This window comes from Geomicrobium sp. JCM 19037 (genome assembly GCF_000698105.1).
Lineage (GTDB): Bacteria > Bacillota > Bacilli > Bacillales > Marinococcaceae > Geomicrobium_A.
Genome location: NZ_BAWZ01000001.1, coordinates 205,367 through 220,137 on the forward strand (window position 1 = coordinate 205,367; position 14,771 = coordinate 220,137).

A 14,771-nucleotide genomic window follows, 5' to 3' on the forward strand; every position below is an offset into this window, starting at 1 on the left:
TTAACACCATCAGTAAATATACCACAAACAATAAACAAAGGGGCAAGAGGTTGTTGTGAAAGTATTTTCTTTACGTACACAAACGTATTCAAAGACGCGACTCGGTTGCTCGCCTTCCTTATAAGCGCTTTTGTTCAAAGCGATGAAAAACGAGCCATTTCCTTTTATCCATTATGAAGACGGATCATTAAGTTCACTTCCCCGTGCCCTAAACCAAGGGTTCTCGCAATTGTTCCAGGAGATGAGCCTTCCTTGTACATTTGCAACACTTGCGCTTCTTTAGAAATGTGTAAAGGCGTATCATCATCATTCTGAATAAACTCGTCAGCGGCAGCTACTTCTTCGAGCACGTCTTTAAATGCCGCTTTTCCTTCTGGTTCAGAGTTGTCTACAATCAGCCCTTTTTGTTTTACATAGTGGATCACCCGATCATTGTCTGCTTTCATCTCGTTTGTATATTTAATGAGTAACTGTTCAACCTCGTCGGCATCTTCACCAAACCTCGCCTTTGGCTTCGTATAATACAAGTAAAGGACAAAGAGAATGGTTACGATATGAAGCAAGATGCTTAAAATCCCCCATCCGGACATACTTACACCTCCGCACTTACATTGATGTGAGAACAATCTCCCCATTATCTAGTTGAAAAACAGCGGCGTGTCTCGTTTTCGTAACACTTTTTCGGTATTTGCCAAAATGCGCCACTGTATTCATATGTGTCGCTTTCTCAACGACAATCATGACTGACTCCCCAAAAGTGTTTTGGTCTTCAATCTCTCGAATCGTGTCTGTTGCGAGATGAATTTTCGTTATCCAATCTTCCATAGTGTTGCGAATGCGAAGTCTCGTCACCCGGTCTTTCATACTTAGAAATCCTTGTGCTTTTTCTTTTTGAGCAATCACATGTTTGAGTTGCTGAAGTTTTTTGAGTTCCTCTTTGCCATGCTCAATCGTTCGCTTCGCTTCTTTTTCTTTGTTGAGCCGTTGTTCACTGACGCCGATGTACAATGCTGTTGGCGTGTTCAAGTGATTTCCAGCTTCTCGAACTCGGATGTTCTTCCCCGCTGAATTCTTGCCGCCGATAATGTTCCCTTTGCCCGTGTTGCATATGAGGGATTGTCCAGCATCCACTCGACTATGTATAATGCTTTGGGAAACAATGATGTTGTTTCCAGCAGTGACAATGCCTTGATTAATGTAGCCACATTCAATGTTGTAGCCCGCGACCACTCGTCCTTTACCTTGAGCAGCAATCCCTTGATGGATGTAGACCGACCCTTCGGCATGGATATCCGCACTCTTAACAATGCCTGTAATGCGAACGTCCCCTTTGGCCTCCACACGATACCCTGACGGCACGGAACCACGTATGACAACGTTTCCATTAAAACGAATATTTCCTGTTTGCATGGAAATATCGCCGTTCACCTCATACACAGGATACACGTGAATCCGTCTTCCTTCAATGCTCAGTTGACCGCTCACATTAGCAACAATTTCTCCGCGTTCTTGAACGACGGTCGTATTCTTCCCATTTCTTAATGTGAAATCATTCCCTAAAATACCTGGTATTCGGACTCCAGACAGCGTGGAACCACTCTCTCCTTCAGTCGGCATCACTTTTCTAGCCACAACTTCGCCTTGTTCTGCCATTGGAATGGTAAGTACGTGTTTATAGTCTCGTGTCCGTTCGTGTTCATGATCTTCTTGAGCTGTTGTGTTGTCTTCATCATTAACATAGTGTAGCCATGCAGATTCGCCTTTTTTCGGTGCCGTTCCTTTAGCAACAACAACAGGGTATGAGAGCAGTTCAGGATGTTCGCACAACTTGGTGATTGCTTCATCAAGGTGACCATGAGAGATGTTTTGGCTATGTAAAAATTCTTTCCATTCTTCCATTTGAAACTTCTGACCTTCTTTAATGATACCTCGCTTATAACAAGAGGCTTTCATATTCTCATTAGTAACCTTGATTAAAAAGCAATCCTCAAGCTTCATAGGATCCCCCCGCCATCGTATTAACGAACCGCTATTTCTTTTCGCAATGCCTTCCTTAATTTAAACAATGCTTTTGAATGAATTTGTGAAATTCTTGATGTAGACAAGCGCAATGTTTGGCCAATTTCTGTTAGCGTAAGTTCTTCAAAATAAAAGAGAGACACGACGAGCTTTTCTTTCTCGCCAAGCATACCGATACTTTCTTCAATCTCTCGATAGACGAGTTGCCTTTCGAAACGTTCATGAGGGATGTCTTGTTGCTGATCTGCAATCATCGATTGATAGGCTTCCTCTTTATCTCCGTCTGCTTTTGTTTCTTGATCAATGGACAACCAGTTAGCAAAATAGCTGTCTGCCGTTGTCTTTAACACATCATCCACGCTCATATTTAATGCTTTAGCAACGTCGTGTTCAGTCACGTGCCTTGCATACTTTTGTTCTAGCTGTTCTGTGCACTCATCAATTCGCTTCATTTTCTCTCTCGCTGATCGAGGTAACCAATCTTGCTTTCGCAAACTATCAATAATCGCACCACGAACGCGAAAAGAAGCATACGTATCAAACTTCAAGTCACGATGAATGTCAAATTTATTGAGGGCATCGTACAATCCGATTAATCCTTGGGAACGAAGCTCTTCACGCTCCATATTCCTCGGTAATGAAGCACCGATTCGGTTCACATGATATTCGACAAGCGGGAGGTACGCCTCGATAATGTCATTTGCAGATTGTGAATCTTTATGTTCGTGCCATTTGAGCCACGCCTCTTCCAATGCCGTACTCGAAGTCACACGAATTCCCTCCTTTCTTAATCAATGTTAATAGTAATTTGTTCCTAGCGTACTCGTTCGCACTTCCATTTGTTTCGTTTCTGGATTAAACATGACCGTTCGACCGTCATGACCACCGGTTTCACTCGCTATGATTGGGATAGAGAGTTTTTCCAACGCTTCAATAACTGCGATCTCATTTCTTTTTCCAATGTGCAAAATACGCGCGTCATTTCGTGACGCCGCAAACATTTGTGCACCTCCGGTAATCTTCACGCGAATCTTGTCGGCCTGCACGTGAAAATTCACAAGCATCATTCGACGCATTTTTGGAATCGCAACATCGGCATATTTCGCCACTTTATGATCGGTTATAATTCGCGCAGGCGCTTGAGGGAGCACAACGTGTGCAAGTATCGAACACGGCTTGTCATCGGCATACATGAAAACAGCTATACAAGAACCTAGACTAATGACTCGTAACGTTTGCGGTGCACAGCCGACCACTAGTTCCCCCATGCCCGCATGCACAGATGTTTGCGTGATCATCGGCATTCCTCAACTCTTTCAATTGTTGTAATTGACTAATTTTATAATGCTATTGTACCACGAAAATATTGCCGAAAATCAGATAAAAGTCTAAATAAGGAGCAAAGACCTATTCAGACTCCGTCATCTGTGCCAACTGCTCAATAATTTCTTCGAGTGACCACACTCCGTCTGCGTAACCCGCTTCAATAATCGCACCTGGCATGCCGTTAACAACCGCACTCGTTTTCGATTCAGCAATCACGGTGCATCGCCATTTTCTTTTAATGATTTGGCCCCGTCCTTACCATCTGACCCCATACCTGTCAGCACAAAAGCCATCACTTGAACATTCGTTATTTGTGAGAGTGACATAAACAGTCGATTGACCGATGGTCGGTGGTATTCCCCTGGATCTGGGGGAGCATCGCAACACATGTACAACCCGCCCCCCTTTTCTTCAATCGTCAAATGTGCGCCTGCCTTAGCAATGTATGCATAGCCTGGTTCGAGTTTTTTATCGTGTACCGCTTCTTGTACACCGATAGAACTGATCCCGTCAAGTCGATCTGCGAACGTTTTCGTAAAGGGTGCAGGCATATGCTGGACGATGACGATTGGAAAAGGAAACGTGTTCGGCAACCTCGTTAATATCGCCTGTAAAGCTCTTGGGCCTCCCGTCGATGTGCCAATGGCTACAATCGTCTTTTTAAGAGCATGTAATGGGGGCGGCGAAAGTTGCCTCGTCATTCGTTGACGAATCGCCCTCAGCTTTCTCACATCAACGTTTGATGCCTCTTGCAGCTTTGTGATCAACTGCTGCTCGAGCTCTCCCTTTTGATAATCTTTTGGATGACTAGGTTTAAGCACCACATCAATTGCCCCGTATTCCATCGCTTGTAACGTTTTCTTGGCGCCTTTATCTGTATGACTACTCACCATGATGACAGGCAAGGGGTGTGAGCGCATCACTTGAATGAGCGTTTCCAAGCCATCCATAACCGGCATTTCAATGTCAAGCGTCATCACATCGACATGGATGCGGTCGAGTAATTCTAATGCCACTTTTCCATTTCGGGCGACACCAACAACTCGGAGTCCTTTTTGGTTTTCAATAAGCTCACGAAGCCATTTCCTCATGAATGCAGAATCATCAACGATGAGGACGTTCATCTCGATCCTCCTTATGTTGAATAAGAATCGTAATACATTGATTTAACAACGATTCTTTGTCTGATAATAGACCGATATAGGTAATGGATAACTGCAGAAATGCCGCACTCGTGTTCACTAGATTTTGAATGGCTCTTGTTGACTTCGATTCGTCGCTCTCACTATTCACGATGACAAAACACGCGGCAGGCAATTCAGAACGATGTTTTTTTAACCATTCGTATAAAGTGGTGATGTCGGATGGATCGGTCCTCGAAATTAAAAATAAAACAGATGCATGGTGAGGAAGTGCCTGACTAAAGGAGATTTGAACGTGCGGCCTGCGCGTTTCGATCTCCCGCTCAAGCAGTTGCTCGAATGCTCGCGTGTCTTGCTCACATGGGCCGACCGTTGCAACACGAACGCTTTGTTGTACCTCTTCATACATTTGCATTCGGTTTCGTAATTCGTACGCTTGGTCTTTCACGATCGCAACCTCCCTTTACGAAGTAATTGGCAAACGAATAGCGATTTAACTGGAGCAAATCATCGGGAACGGCTTGGCCATTCGTTACAGCCAAAACAGGAAGCTGTGTTTTTTCCATGATGGTCAACATCTCTCCAATAGTCTTCGTTTCATCGAACTTCGTGAACAGAAGCTGATCAACGTGTAGCTTCTCAAATTGCTCACAGACGCGCAGAAGGTCTGACTCTTTCGCTGTTAGGGCTAATGCTAGCACGACTTCTGTTGTGTCATTCCGTTCACCCAACCAGTCACAAAGTTCTTCAACACGATCAGCATCTTGATAGTTTCTTCCTGCAGTGTCAACGAATAGAATATCCACGTGTTTTAGTTTATCTTTCGCGAGCCGATAGTCTTCTTTCGTATACGCCACCTCAATCGGAACATCTAAAATATTGCTGTATGTGATAAGTTGATCAACCGCAGCAATTCGATACGTATCACACGTAATGAACCCTACAGTCCGCTGCTTTTTTAATTTATACAACGCTGCAATTTTTGCTAGGGTCGTCGTCTTCCCAACGCCTGTTTGCCCTACAAAAATAGCCACAGTTGTATCATCTTTGAGAGCATTTGTGAAAGGCGGGTCCACAAGCAATGGCCTGAGCGCCTGTTCCAACAATTCCACATCTGTTTGTTCGTCTTCTCGTTTATAGTAGAGCGGATACATCTCATGTTGAATGTGCTTTAGCGTGTCACCCTCTACGCCTTGGGCTTCTAGTTGTCGAACGATTCGTTCCAACTGCTCAGGTTGATACGCTTTTGCATCCAGGTTGGGTCGTTCCACGATGGGCACGTTCGGAACGTGCTGCACAGGCTTTTGGACGAGCTCTCGTTTTTCTTCCTTTTCCTCTGTCGCTGCAATAACTTCAATGATTGTTTCTTTTTTCAAACCGAGGAAGCGCTTTTTAATGACTTGGCGATCTTGCAAGATCACGGCTTCATTCCCAAACGCTTGCTTCACCTGATTCATCGCATCGCTTACTGTTTTTCCGTAAAACCGTTTCACGTTCATGCTACATTCACCACCCCGACACTTTGGATCTCTAGATCGGATTCTAACTCGTTATATGAGAGAACGGGTACATTCGGCAAATACCGTGATAACAGTTGCTGCAAATGCATGCGTACCGCAGGCGAGCAAAGGATGACAGGAGATTGTCCCATTTGCGAAAGCTTCATTGACTCATTTTGCACAGCGTGTACGATCTGTTCTGCATCGTCAGGACCGAGCGACAAATACGTCCCGTGATCGGTCTGTTGCAGTGCATCAGCTAACTTCTTCTCAACGCCACCGCCAAGAGTTACCACATAGAGCGGTCCACCTTGTGGTGGTTTTACCGCTTGTGTAATTTGTCTTGATAAAGATTGGCGGACGTACTCTGCCATTAACTGCGGGTCTTTAAACATCGGTCCGTAATCTGCGAGTGTTTCAAAAATGACCGCCAGATTACGTATCGACACCCGCTCCTTCAATAGACTCCGTAACACTTTTTGGATATCGCCGAGCGTCAATGGATTCGGCGTCACTTCTTCAACGAGTGCAGGGTGAGTCGTTTTCAAGTGTTCAACGAGTTGCTTCGTTTCCTCTCGTGTGAGCAACTCATGTGCGTGCTTTTTCAACGTTTCTGTTAGGTGGGTGGATACGACCGACGGCGGATCAACAACAGTGTAGCCCGATAGTTCGGCAATATCTTTCACATCATCAGTAATCCAAAGTGCTGGCAACCCAAAAGCAGGTTCTGTCGTCTCAATGCCTGTGACTTGCTCGTCTTCAACCCTGGCTCATCGCCATGTAATGATCTAGCAACAACTGACCACGTTCGACTTCACTTCCCCGCACTTTAATTACATATTCATTCGGTTGAAGCTGGATGTTGTCACGAATTCGGATTACTGGCACGATCATCCCTAACTCCAACGCCAGTTGTCTTCGAATCATAACGACACGGTCAAGCAAATCTCCACCTTGTTGACTATCAGCAAGAGGATTAATCCGTAGCCAAACTCAAATTCTACCGGGTCGATGCTTAATAGTTGCGTCACATTTTCCGGTGTTGTCGTTGGTGGCTCTTCCTCTTCTTCACGAACATCTTCAACCGGCTCTTCTACAGATTTACGGTCAAGCATGTAACCACCAATACCTAAAAACAGTGCAATAGGTAACGTTAGCAAATTTGGAATTGGCGTGAAGATGCCAAGTAAAAAAATCGCACCAGCAGCCACATACAACAGTTTAGGATACGCAAGCATTTGCCTTGAAATATCTGCTCCTAGTGTGGCATCAGATGCAGCCCGTGTAACAACAATCCCTGTTGCGGTCGCAATCAAGAGAGCAGGGATTTGCGTTACGAGCCATCTCCGACCGTAAGCAGTGTATATGTACTCGCCGCTTCAGAGAAACTCATGCCCATCTGTACCATACCGATAATAAATCCGAAAATAATGTTGATGAGCACGATGACGATCCCAACGATCGCATCTCCTTTCACGAACTTACTCGCCCCGTCCATTGAACCGTAGAAATCCGCTTCTTTTTCAATTTTTTCGCGACGTTGTTTCGCTTCATGGTCGGTAATCATTCCTGCATTCAGATCAGCATCAATGCTCATCTGCTTACCCGGCATCGCATCCAAGGTGAAGCGTGCGCCGACTTCTGATACACGCTCTGCCCCTTTTACGATTACGATAAATTGAATGACAACGAGAATTAAAAAGACGACGAAACCAACGAGTGGGTTCGACCCAACCACAAAGTTACCAAACGTGTCAATGACCTCACCAGCCTCGGCACGACCGAGAATGGCTCGCGTTGTTGACACACTAATTCCTACCCGAAAAAGTGTCGCTAATAATAAAACCGTAGGGAAGATCGAAAAGTCGAGAGGCTCTTTCATATTCATTGCGACGAGAATGATCATTAAGGATAATGAAATATTGACGATAATAAGAACATCGATCATTGGTGATGGCAAAGGAATGATGAGCATCGCCACAATTAAAATTACAAATACTAGAATAAACAGATCACGAAATCGCATGTGACTTCACCTCACTCCTTTGATCATTGTACGGATTTGTTCAGCTTATAAACGTAAGCTAGCACTTCAGCGACTGCTTTAAATAAATCTTCAGGCACGTCTTCACCAAGGCTAGCTCCGTCATATAACGAGCGAGCTAGCGGACGGTTTTCAACCATGGAAATGTCATGTTTTTTTGCGACTTGACGGATGCGTAACGCATTGTAGTCAACCCCTTTTGCAATTACCTTGGGCGCTTGCATCGTTTCTCCATCATAACGAAGAGCGACCGCATAGTGGGTTGGATTCGTGATGACACGTCCGCTTTTGGCACCTCTTGCATCATGCGGTTCATCGCCATCTCTTGTGCACGTTGTTTTCGTTTTGCTTTGATGAGCGGGTCGCCTTCCATTTTTTTGAACTCATCTTTCACGTCGTGTTTGCTCATACGAATTTGTTTTTCATGGTCAAATCGCTGATACACGAGGTCAGGAATTGAAAGGATAAGCAGCAAAAGTGCAGAAGCAATTCCGATCATCACCGTTAGCTGACTCACGACCAAAAACCCGTCATTCACGTCATATAACGCAAGAAAAAGTAAGTCATCTCGGTACAACCATAAAATACCGAAAGCAACCATTCCGACGAGAATGATTTTTAAAATCGCTTTCGTTAATTCAACGAGTGCACGAGCAGAGAAAATTCTCTTTAACCTTTTAGAGGGTTGATCTTTGACAGCTTTGGTTTAATCGCTTCTGGTGCAAACAAGACGCCGACTTGCATCATACTAGCGACAACTCCTGCAAATGCAGCAACGAGCATAATCGGGGCAACGGCGATTACCATCCAACCGTCACATCGGTTAAGAAACCCATCGTGTTCTCGACCGTAAACGTCATGCCAGACGTGTTAATATACGCCTCTGTAAACAAGTCGTACATGAATTGTCCAGGAATGGAGGCGAAAGCCATTAATGATATAAAGACAACGAGCAAAATAATGGCTGTATTTACGTCATTACTTTTTGGAACTTGCCCTTTCTTCCGCGTATCTTGACGTTTTTTCGGCGTTGCTTTTTCTGTTTTTTCACCTGTAAAATACTGCAAATCCATCCGCATCGACATGTTATGCACCTCCAAAAAGCTGCATTAACATGCGCATACTGATGACAATTTCTTCAACAAGTCGTTGAAGAAGCCAAAAGAATGCCGGCAGCATGAGCATCATAATCGGTAGACCTAAAATTATCTTCAGAGGAAGACCGACAACAAACACGTTCATTTGTGGTACCGCACGCGACATCATGCCTAGAGCGACATCAACGAGAAAAAGTGCACCAACGACTGGAAATGCCATTTGAAAAGCGATAATAAACATCGTCACAAACGCTTCAACTGCTGTTTGCATGACCGCTTCACTCGTCAAGTTAATGTCGACTTCATCAATCGGAACATATGAAAAACTATAGAACATCCCGTCTAATAACAGGTGATGCCCACCCGTCACAAACAAGAACAAAACCGCAAACGCATAAAGAAACCCTCCCGTTAACGGACTTTGTGCACCAGTTTGTGGGTCAATGACGTTAGCGACGAGAAAACCGATCTTCAGGTCAATAAATGCCCCAGCCGTTTGCACAGCGTAAAACAACGTTGCTGCAATTAAACCGATTAACAAACCGACGAGCACTTCCTTGACAACGAGCAAAATAAATTGTCCATCCAACGCAACGATTGGAGAATCGATCGTAAAAATTACGATAAAAGCAAAGTAAACCGCAAAGCCAATCTTGAAATACGCAGGTACATTTCGATAAGAAAATACCGGTAAAGTTGCTAAAAATGCGAGCAGACGGACAAATACGAGCAAATAGGCGGGTATTAGGTTTATCCATTCCATCGGATCATCCTATAAAGTTATGTAAGTTTGTATACAACTGTTCAGTAAAGAATATGAGCTCATTTAACATCCACGCCCCGAATACGACAATTCCGGCTAACACACCAAGAATTTTCGGTATGAATGCAAGAGTTTGCTCTTGTATTTGTGTCGTCGCCTGAAATACCGCTACCGCCAGCCCAATGACGAGCGCAAGAACGAGCAACGGACCTGCAATGATTATTATGACCATCACACTGCGCTCGGCAAGGCTTAACACCGTTTCATGTGACATTCGAATCGTTCCTTTCTACTAGAAGCTAATCAAGAGCGACTGCACGACCAAATACCAACCATCCACAAGCACGAACAACAACACTTTAAATGGCAAGGAAATCATGACCGGTGGAAGCATCATCATCCCCATGGACATGAGTACACTAGCGATAATCATGTCAATGACGAGAAATGGAATAAAGATGAGAAAACCGATTTGAAATGCCGTTTGCAGTTCACTAATGCAAAGGCCGGAACGAGTGCCGTTAACGGAATATCATCAAGCGTTTCCGGGGCTTCCATTTCGGCATACCCCATAAATAAAGCTAAATCCTTCTCCCGCGTATGTTCAGCCATAAACGTTTTTATCGGTGTAGCCGCAAGCTCAAACGCTTCTTCTTGATCAATGTCACCTTCTAGAAATGGTGTGACGGCCTCTTCGTTAATCTCTAAAAGCACAGGACCCATAATGAAAAACGTTAAAAATAGTGCCAACCCAATTAACACTTGGTCGGTGGCATCTGTTGTGTCGCAAGTCCCATCCGAACGAAACCTAAGACAACAATAATACGTGTAAAACACGTCATTAGAATAAGGAATGCAGGTGCAAGCGTGAGCACCGTGAGCAACAATACGAGCCGGACCGTCATCGCGACATCTTGAGGATCGTCACTGAGCCAATTGCCTACATCAATACCTGGAATTGCCGTAATGACAATGCTCATTTGCAATCCCCAACGAGTCAATGGATGATCTTTTGGCACTCTTCGTTTGACCGAGCTTTCGTTCAAGCGATTGCACCGTTTCATCCTTTTTCGCTTGTTTTGCAAAACGATTTCGCATGCGACATGAAGTCAGGAGCGCTATAGGTTTGATCTGCTTTTTCTACGAGCTGTTGAATTTCGTCTTCGTCACGAATCTCATCGAGAAGTTGAATGGAATCCCCAACACCAACAATAAAGAAACGATCACCGACTCGTATCACTTGAACAGACTTTTGTTGCCCGAGTTGAATGCCCCCTAGGTTTTGCAACATGCCACTGGATTGCACATGGTGCTTTTACGCCCGAGCATTTTAAGCAATACGTACATAATGAGAAGTACGGCTGTGAGTGCGAGCCCGAGTTTAAACAACACGCTCCACATGCTTTCCTCAGCAGCTGCACTCCCGCCGACTTGAATTTGTTCTTCTTCAGGAACAACGGGGGCACTTTCCACTTCCCCCGCCCCTTCATTGTTCTGAAGTGTATCTGCTACTGATTGATCCGCAAACGCATGAGGTGCAGGGAATAACAAAAGACTACACATGGCAAAAACGATTGCGTCCATGGTTTGATCATCCTCATCCCCATGCCCCCTTACTGACCGAGCGTTTTATTTACTGCATCAATGACGCGGTCCGCTTGAAATGGTTTGACGACAAAATCTTTTGCCCCGGCTTTAATGGCGTCCACAACCATCGCTTGTTGCCCCATCGCCGAACACATAATCACTTTCGCCTCTGGGTCAAACGCACGGATTTCTTTTAATGCTTCGATGCCGTCCATTTCTGGCATCGTAATGTCCATCGTCACAAACGTCGGTTCTGTCTCTTTATACTTTTCAATTGCATCTTTTCCGTTTTCTGCTTCCCCAGCAACGACAAAATTATGCTTTTCCAAAATATCCCGAATCATCATTCTCATAAATGAAGCATCATCAACAATTAATACACGGCTTGTCATGAACTCCGCCTCTTCTCTGTTTATTTTAGGTTTTCTAAACGCTCGGCTTGGCTAACGATATCGGTCACACGCACACCGAAGTTCTCGTCAATAACGACAACTTCGCCTTTAGCGACAAGACGGTGATTGACCATAATGTCAACCGGCTCACCTGCCAGCTTATCCAGCTCGATAATCGATCCTTGAGTAAAGCTTAAAATATCCTTGATCGACCGTCTTGTGCGGCCGAGCTCGACCGTTACATCAAGGGGAATATCCATAAGCATGTTCAAGTTGCGGGACTGACTTCTCGTGAGCGGTTCTTCTTCAAAGCTCGCAAATTGCGCAGGTTGTACTTCTCTGTCACCCATTGCGAACTCTTCATGCAAACGTTCTTGCCGCTCGTGAGCTGATGGAGGTGAGGGCGGTACTGATGTTTCCTGAGCAAGTCGGGTCGGCTCCGGGTGAGAGGCATGCTCAACTGTTTTCTCTTCTACCGGCATCGCTGGCGCTTCAACTGCACCTGCGTTATCTCCAGGGTTCATGAGCAGCTCGACCATTTCTTTTGCAAACTCCACTGTCACCAGTTGCATGATGATGGAGTCGATCAACTCACCAATCTTTAAACGAAAAGAAATCTTAATGAGCGTCGCTTCATTCGGAAGCTGTTCAATGCCGTCTCCTGCCTCAACATCCAACATCGTAATGCCAGGAGGAGAAATGTCCACTCTCGTATTAAAGATCGTAGACAATGACGTTGACGAACTACCCATCATTTGATTCATCGCTTCTTGCACGGCACTAATGTGCATTTCCCCGAGCTCGCTTGACGGTTCAGTACCGTCGCCACCAAGCATCAGGTCCGCGATAATTTGTGCATCTTTCTCTTTAATGACGAGCACGTTCGTCCCTTCAAACCCTTCTTTATATTGGACGTGTACCGATACGTGGGGAGCAGGGAACTCCTCTTGCAATAAATCTGATTTGACCGCTTGCACAATTGGTGTTGTAATCGACACTTTTTGGTTTAGCAGCTGAGAAAGCGTTGTTGCCGCCGTCCCGAAAGAAATATTGCCAATTTCACCGATCGCATCTTTTTCAATTTCCGTTAGAAATTGTTGGATATCGGTCGTCGCTCGTGTTGGTGCAGGCGGATAGCCGTCGTCTGTCTTTTCAGTTCGTTCGGCTTCTGCTTCATCTTCGAGCCCTTGCAACAGCTGGTTAATCTCCTCTTGAGAGAGCGGCTCATCATTCATCGTCGACATCCTCCTTTATTTCTTCTCTCACTTGCACAGCTATTCTTTGTTTTTTTCGTCCAGGCTGTACATAATATTTAGGTTTTTCTCCGACATTTGTCACAAGTGGGTCATGAACACTTTGACCTAGTTCCAAAACATCTCCAGCTTTTAAGTACATAAGCTCTTCTACCGTGAGTGTTGACGTTCCAAGGATCGTTTGGATTAACAGGTCAGCTTTATGTACCGAGCGCTTCAAATTCCCCTCTTCTTGTTCATTGCGCTCTTTGTTCGGCGATTGCATCCAGTAGTGCGCAGACAACTTCGGCAATAGCTCCTCAAGCACGACATACGGGAGGCAGACGTTAATCATCCTGACGTCTCATTGATCGTCGTTGATAAACTAATAACGGCTACCGTTTCATTCGGACTGAGCAATTGCACAAATTGCGGGTTCACTTCTAAATCATCCATGACCGGATCTAAATCAATGACCGATTGCCATGCTTGTTGGAAACTATCTAACATATAGTGAAACGTTTGCGATAGCAACCTTTTTTCAATTTCAGTCAGGTTTTCAATTTTATTCATTCCAGCACCCGACCCGCCTAGAATACGGTCCACCATCGCATAAGCAATGTTTGGGTTTACCTCGATGAGAAACCGACCGTCAAGTGGCGAAACGTCAAAGATGTTCAATAACGTTACTGACGGGATGGAGCGAATAAACTCCTCATACGGAAGTTGGTCGACAGACGTCACATTAATTTGCACATAGGTTCGAAGCTGCGCAGAAAACGCAGTCGTTAATAACCGGGCAAAGTTTTCGTGAATGCGCGTTAACGAACGCACTTGATCTTTTGAAAATCGGACCGCCCGCTTGAAATCGTATGTATAAATGCGCTTTGCCGCATCTTCTCTTAACAGTTCTTCTGCATCCATCTCTCCGGTCGAGAGTGCGGACAAAAGCGCATCAATCTCCCCTTGTGACAATACATCTGCCATGAAACTCACCTCTTTTACTGAATCACTCGTTCCGTCGTGTACACTTCGACTACCGTCCCACTCTCAAGCAGCTCGTTAATGTCGGTTCGAAGCGTTTCTTCTAGCTCCCTTAGCCCTTCTGAACTGCGAAGCTCTTCAGCACTTTGTTCAGCGAGCCGATGAATAATCAAGTTTTTAATCTGAAAATCACGCTTCTCTACGTCCGCTCGTGTGTCCGGGTCGTCCGTCTCAATTCGAAATGACGCACGGATTATATGGTCACTGCCAAGGTTCGTTGTCAGCTGATCGGTGTCCCAAGAACGATGGATCACTTCGTCAATACTCGGTTGTTCCGAACCTTCAGCCTGTTCTTCACCAGGCATGCCTAGAAACCATATCGAAGCTGTCACGAGAGCTACACTGAGCGTAATGCCAGACATTATAAGCACAAACTTCTTCACTCGGTTTCCTCCTTCGGTTTACTTTTCACGACAATACCGAACGTCTCATACTTAGTCTCAATCTGTTCAATCACATCGTCCAATGTATTTCTTACAACAAGCTTACGATTGTTCGTTAATGTGAGCGTCGTGTCAGGTAAACTTTCCACCGTTTCAATTTGCATAAAGCTCAAGTAAAATACCGTTTCATCTAACCGGAGTAATCGAATCATATGTACGTATGCGAGCCAGGTCCACCCCGGC

The 14,771-nt window shown here is 45.0% G+C and carries 16 protein-coding genes and 4 pseudogenes; all 20 read right to left on the reverse strand.

The annotated features are described in order from the left end of the window. Window positions 1-164 precede the first annotated feature (164 nt). Complete coding sequence (locus tag JCM19037_RS00975; protein WP_042396866.1) at window positions 165-590, reverse strand: DUF6115 domain-containing protein; 426 nt, start codon at window positions 588-590, stop codon at window positions 165-167. Window positions 591-606: 16 nt separating this feature from the next. Further along, window positions 607-1,998, reverse strand: a complete 1,392-nt coding sequence (locus JCM19037_RS00980; RefSeq protein WP_042396870.1) for a DUF342 domain-containing protein — start codon at window positions 1,996-1,998, stop codon at window positions 607-609. Window positions 1,999-2,018: 20 nt separating this feature from the next. Next, window positions 2,019-2,789 carry a FliA/WhiG family RNA polymerase sigma factor gene (locus JCM19037_RS00985; protein ID WP_042396871.1) on the reverse strand — a complete coding sequence of 257 codons (771 nt, stop codon included), beginning with the start codon at window positions 2,787-2,789 and terminating at the stop codon, window positions 2,019-2,021. A 27-nt stretch (window positions 2,790-2,816) separates the two neighbouring features. After that, on the reverse strand, window positions 2,817-3,317 hold the full coding sequence (locus JCM19037_RS00990; RefSeq protein ID WP_042396975.1) for a chemotaxis protein CheD: 501 nt from the start codon (window positions 3,315-3,317) through the stop codon (window positions 2,817-2,819). Between the two features lie 109 nt (window positions 3,318-3,426). Then, on the reverse strand, window positions 3,427-3,561 hold the full coding sequence (locus JCM19037_RS24780) for a chemotaxis protein CheB (protein ID WP_193744618.1): 135 nt from the start codon (window positions 3,559-3,561) through the stop codon (window positions 3,427-3,429). Continuing rightward, window positions 3,558-4,469, reverse strand: a complete 912-nt coding sequence (cheB, locus tag JCM19037_RS00995; protein WP_052363408.1) for a chemotaxis-specific protein-glutamate methyltransferase CheB — start codon at window positions 4,467-4,469, stop codon at window positions 3,558-3,560. The genes JCM19037_RS24780 and cheB overlap by 4 nt, the downstream gene beginning before the upstream one ends. Then, entirely contained in the window at window positions 4,450-4,935 is a 486-nt protein-coding gene (locus tag JCM19037_RS01000) for a hypothetical protein (protein ID WP_042396874.1), read from the reverse strand. The genes cheB and JCM19037_RS01000 overlap by 20 nt, the downstream gene beginning before the upstream one ends. Beyond that, the gene (locus tag JCM19037_RS01005) at window positions 4,889-5,986 is read right to left on the reverse strand and encodes a hypothetical protein (RefSeq protein ID WP_042396876.1); all 1,098 of its coding nucleotides are present in this window, start codon (window positions 5,984-5,986) and stop codon (window positions 4,889-4,891) included. Before JCM19037_RS01005 ends, JCM19037_RS01000 begins: the two co-directional genes overlap by 47 nt. Next, a pseudogene (gene flhA, locus JCM19037_RS01010) lies at window positions 5,983-8,012 on the reverse strand (flagellar biosynthesis protein FlhA). The gene JCM19037_RS01005 and the pseudogene flhA overlap by 4 nt, the downstream one beginning before the upstream one ends. A gap of 23 nt (window positions 8,013-8,035) precedes the next feature. Continuing rightward, window positions 8,036-9,115 (reverse strand): annotated as a pseudogene (gene flhB, locus JCM19037_RS29790) (flagellar biosynthesis protein FlhB). A 1-nt stretch (window position 9,116) separates the two neighbouring features. Continuing rightward, a complete protein-coding gene (gene fliR, locus JCM19037_RS01025; RefSeq protein ID WP_042396881.1) occupies window positions 9,117-9,890 on the reverse strand; it encodes a flagellar biosynthetic protein FliR in 774 nt (257 codons plus the stop codon). A gap of 4 nt (window positions 9,891-9,894) precedes the next feature. Continuing rightward, window positions 9,895-10,164 (reverse strand): flagellar biosynthesis protein FliQ, encoded by a 270-nt coding sequence (gene fliQ / locus JCM19037_RS01030; protein ID WP_042396883.1) that lies wholly within the window; start codon window positions 10,162-10,164, stop codon window positions 9,895-9,897. Window positions 10,165-10,182: 18 nt separating this feature from the next. After that, a pseudogene (fliP, locus tag JCM19037_RS01035) lies at window positions 10,183-10,954 on the reverse strand (flagellar type III secretion system pore protein FliP). Next, window positions 10,951-11,181 (reverse strand): flagellar biosynthetic protein FliO, encoded by a 231-nt coding sequence (locus tag JCM19037_RS01040; RefSeq protein WP_052363409.1) that lies wholly within the window; start codon window positions 11,179-11,181, stop codon window positions 10,951-10,953. The pseudogene fliP and the gene JCM19037_RS01040 overlap by 4 nt, the downstream one beginning before the upstream one ends. Then, window positions 11,166-11,474, reverse strand: coding sequence for a hypothetical protein (locus JCM19037_RS21745; protein WP_052363410.1), 309 nt, complete (start codon window positions 11,472-11,474; stop codon window positions 11,166-11,168). Before JCM19037_RS21745 ends, JCM19037_RS01040 begins: the two co-directional genes overlap by 16 nt. A 29-nt stretch (window positions 11,475-11,503) precedes the next feature. Beyond that, entirely contained in the window at window positions 11,504-11,869 is a 366-nt protein-coding gene (locus JCM19037_RS01045; RefSeq protein WP_042396885.1) for a response regulator, read from the reverse strand. Window positions 11,870-11,889: 20 nt separating this feature from the next. Further along, entirely contained in the window at window positions 11,890-13,104 is a 1,215-nt protein-coding gene (fliY, locus tag JCM19037_RS01050; protein ID WP_042396888.1) for a flagellar motor switch phosphatase FliY, read from the reverse strand. Then, a pseudogene (gene fliM, locus JCM19037_RS01055) lies at window positions 13,097-14,088 on the reverse strand (flagellar motor switch protein FliM). Before fliM ends, fliY begins: the two are co-directional and overlap by 8 nt. Window positions 14,089-14,102: 14 nt before the next feature. Next, window positions 14,103-14,528, reverse strand: a complete 426-nt coding sequence (gene fliL, locus JCM19037_RS01060) for a flagellar basal body-associated protein FliL (RefSeq protein ID WP_052363411.1) — start codon at window positions 14,526-14,528, stop codon at window positions 14,103-14,105. Beyond that, window positions 14,525-14,740 (reverse strand): flagellar FlbD family protein, encoded by a 216-nt coding sequence (locus JCM19037_RS01065; protein WP_042396891.1) that lies wholly within the window; start codon window positions 14,738-14,740, stop codon window positions 14,525-14,527. The genes fliL and JCM19037_RS01065 overlap by 4 nt, the downstream gene beginning before the upstream one ends. Between the last annotated feature and the right edge of the window lie 31 nt (window positions 14,741-14,771).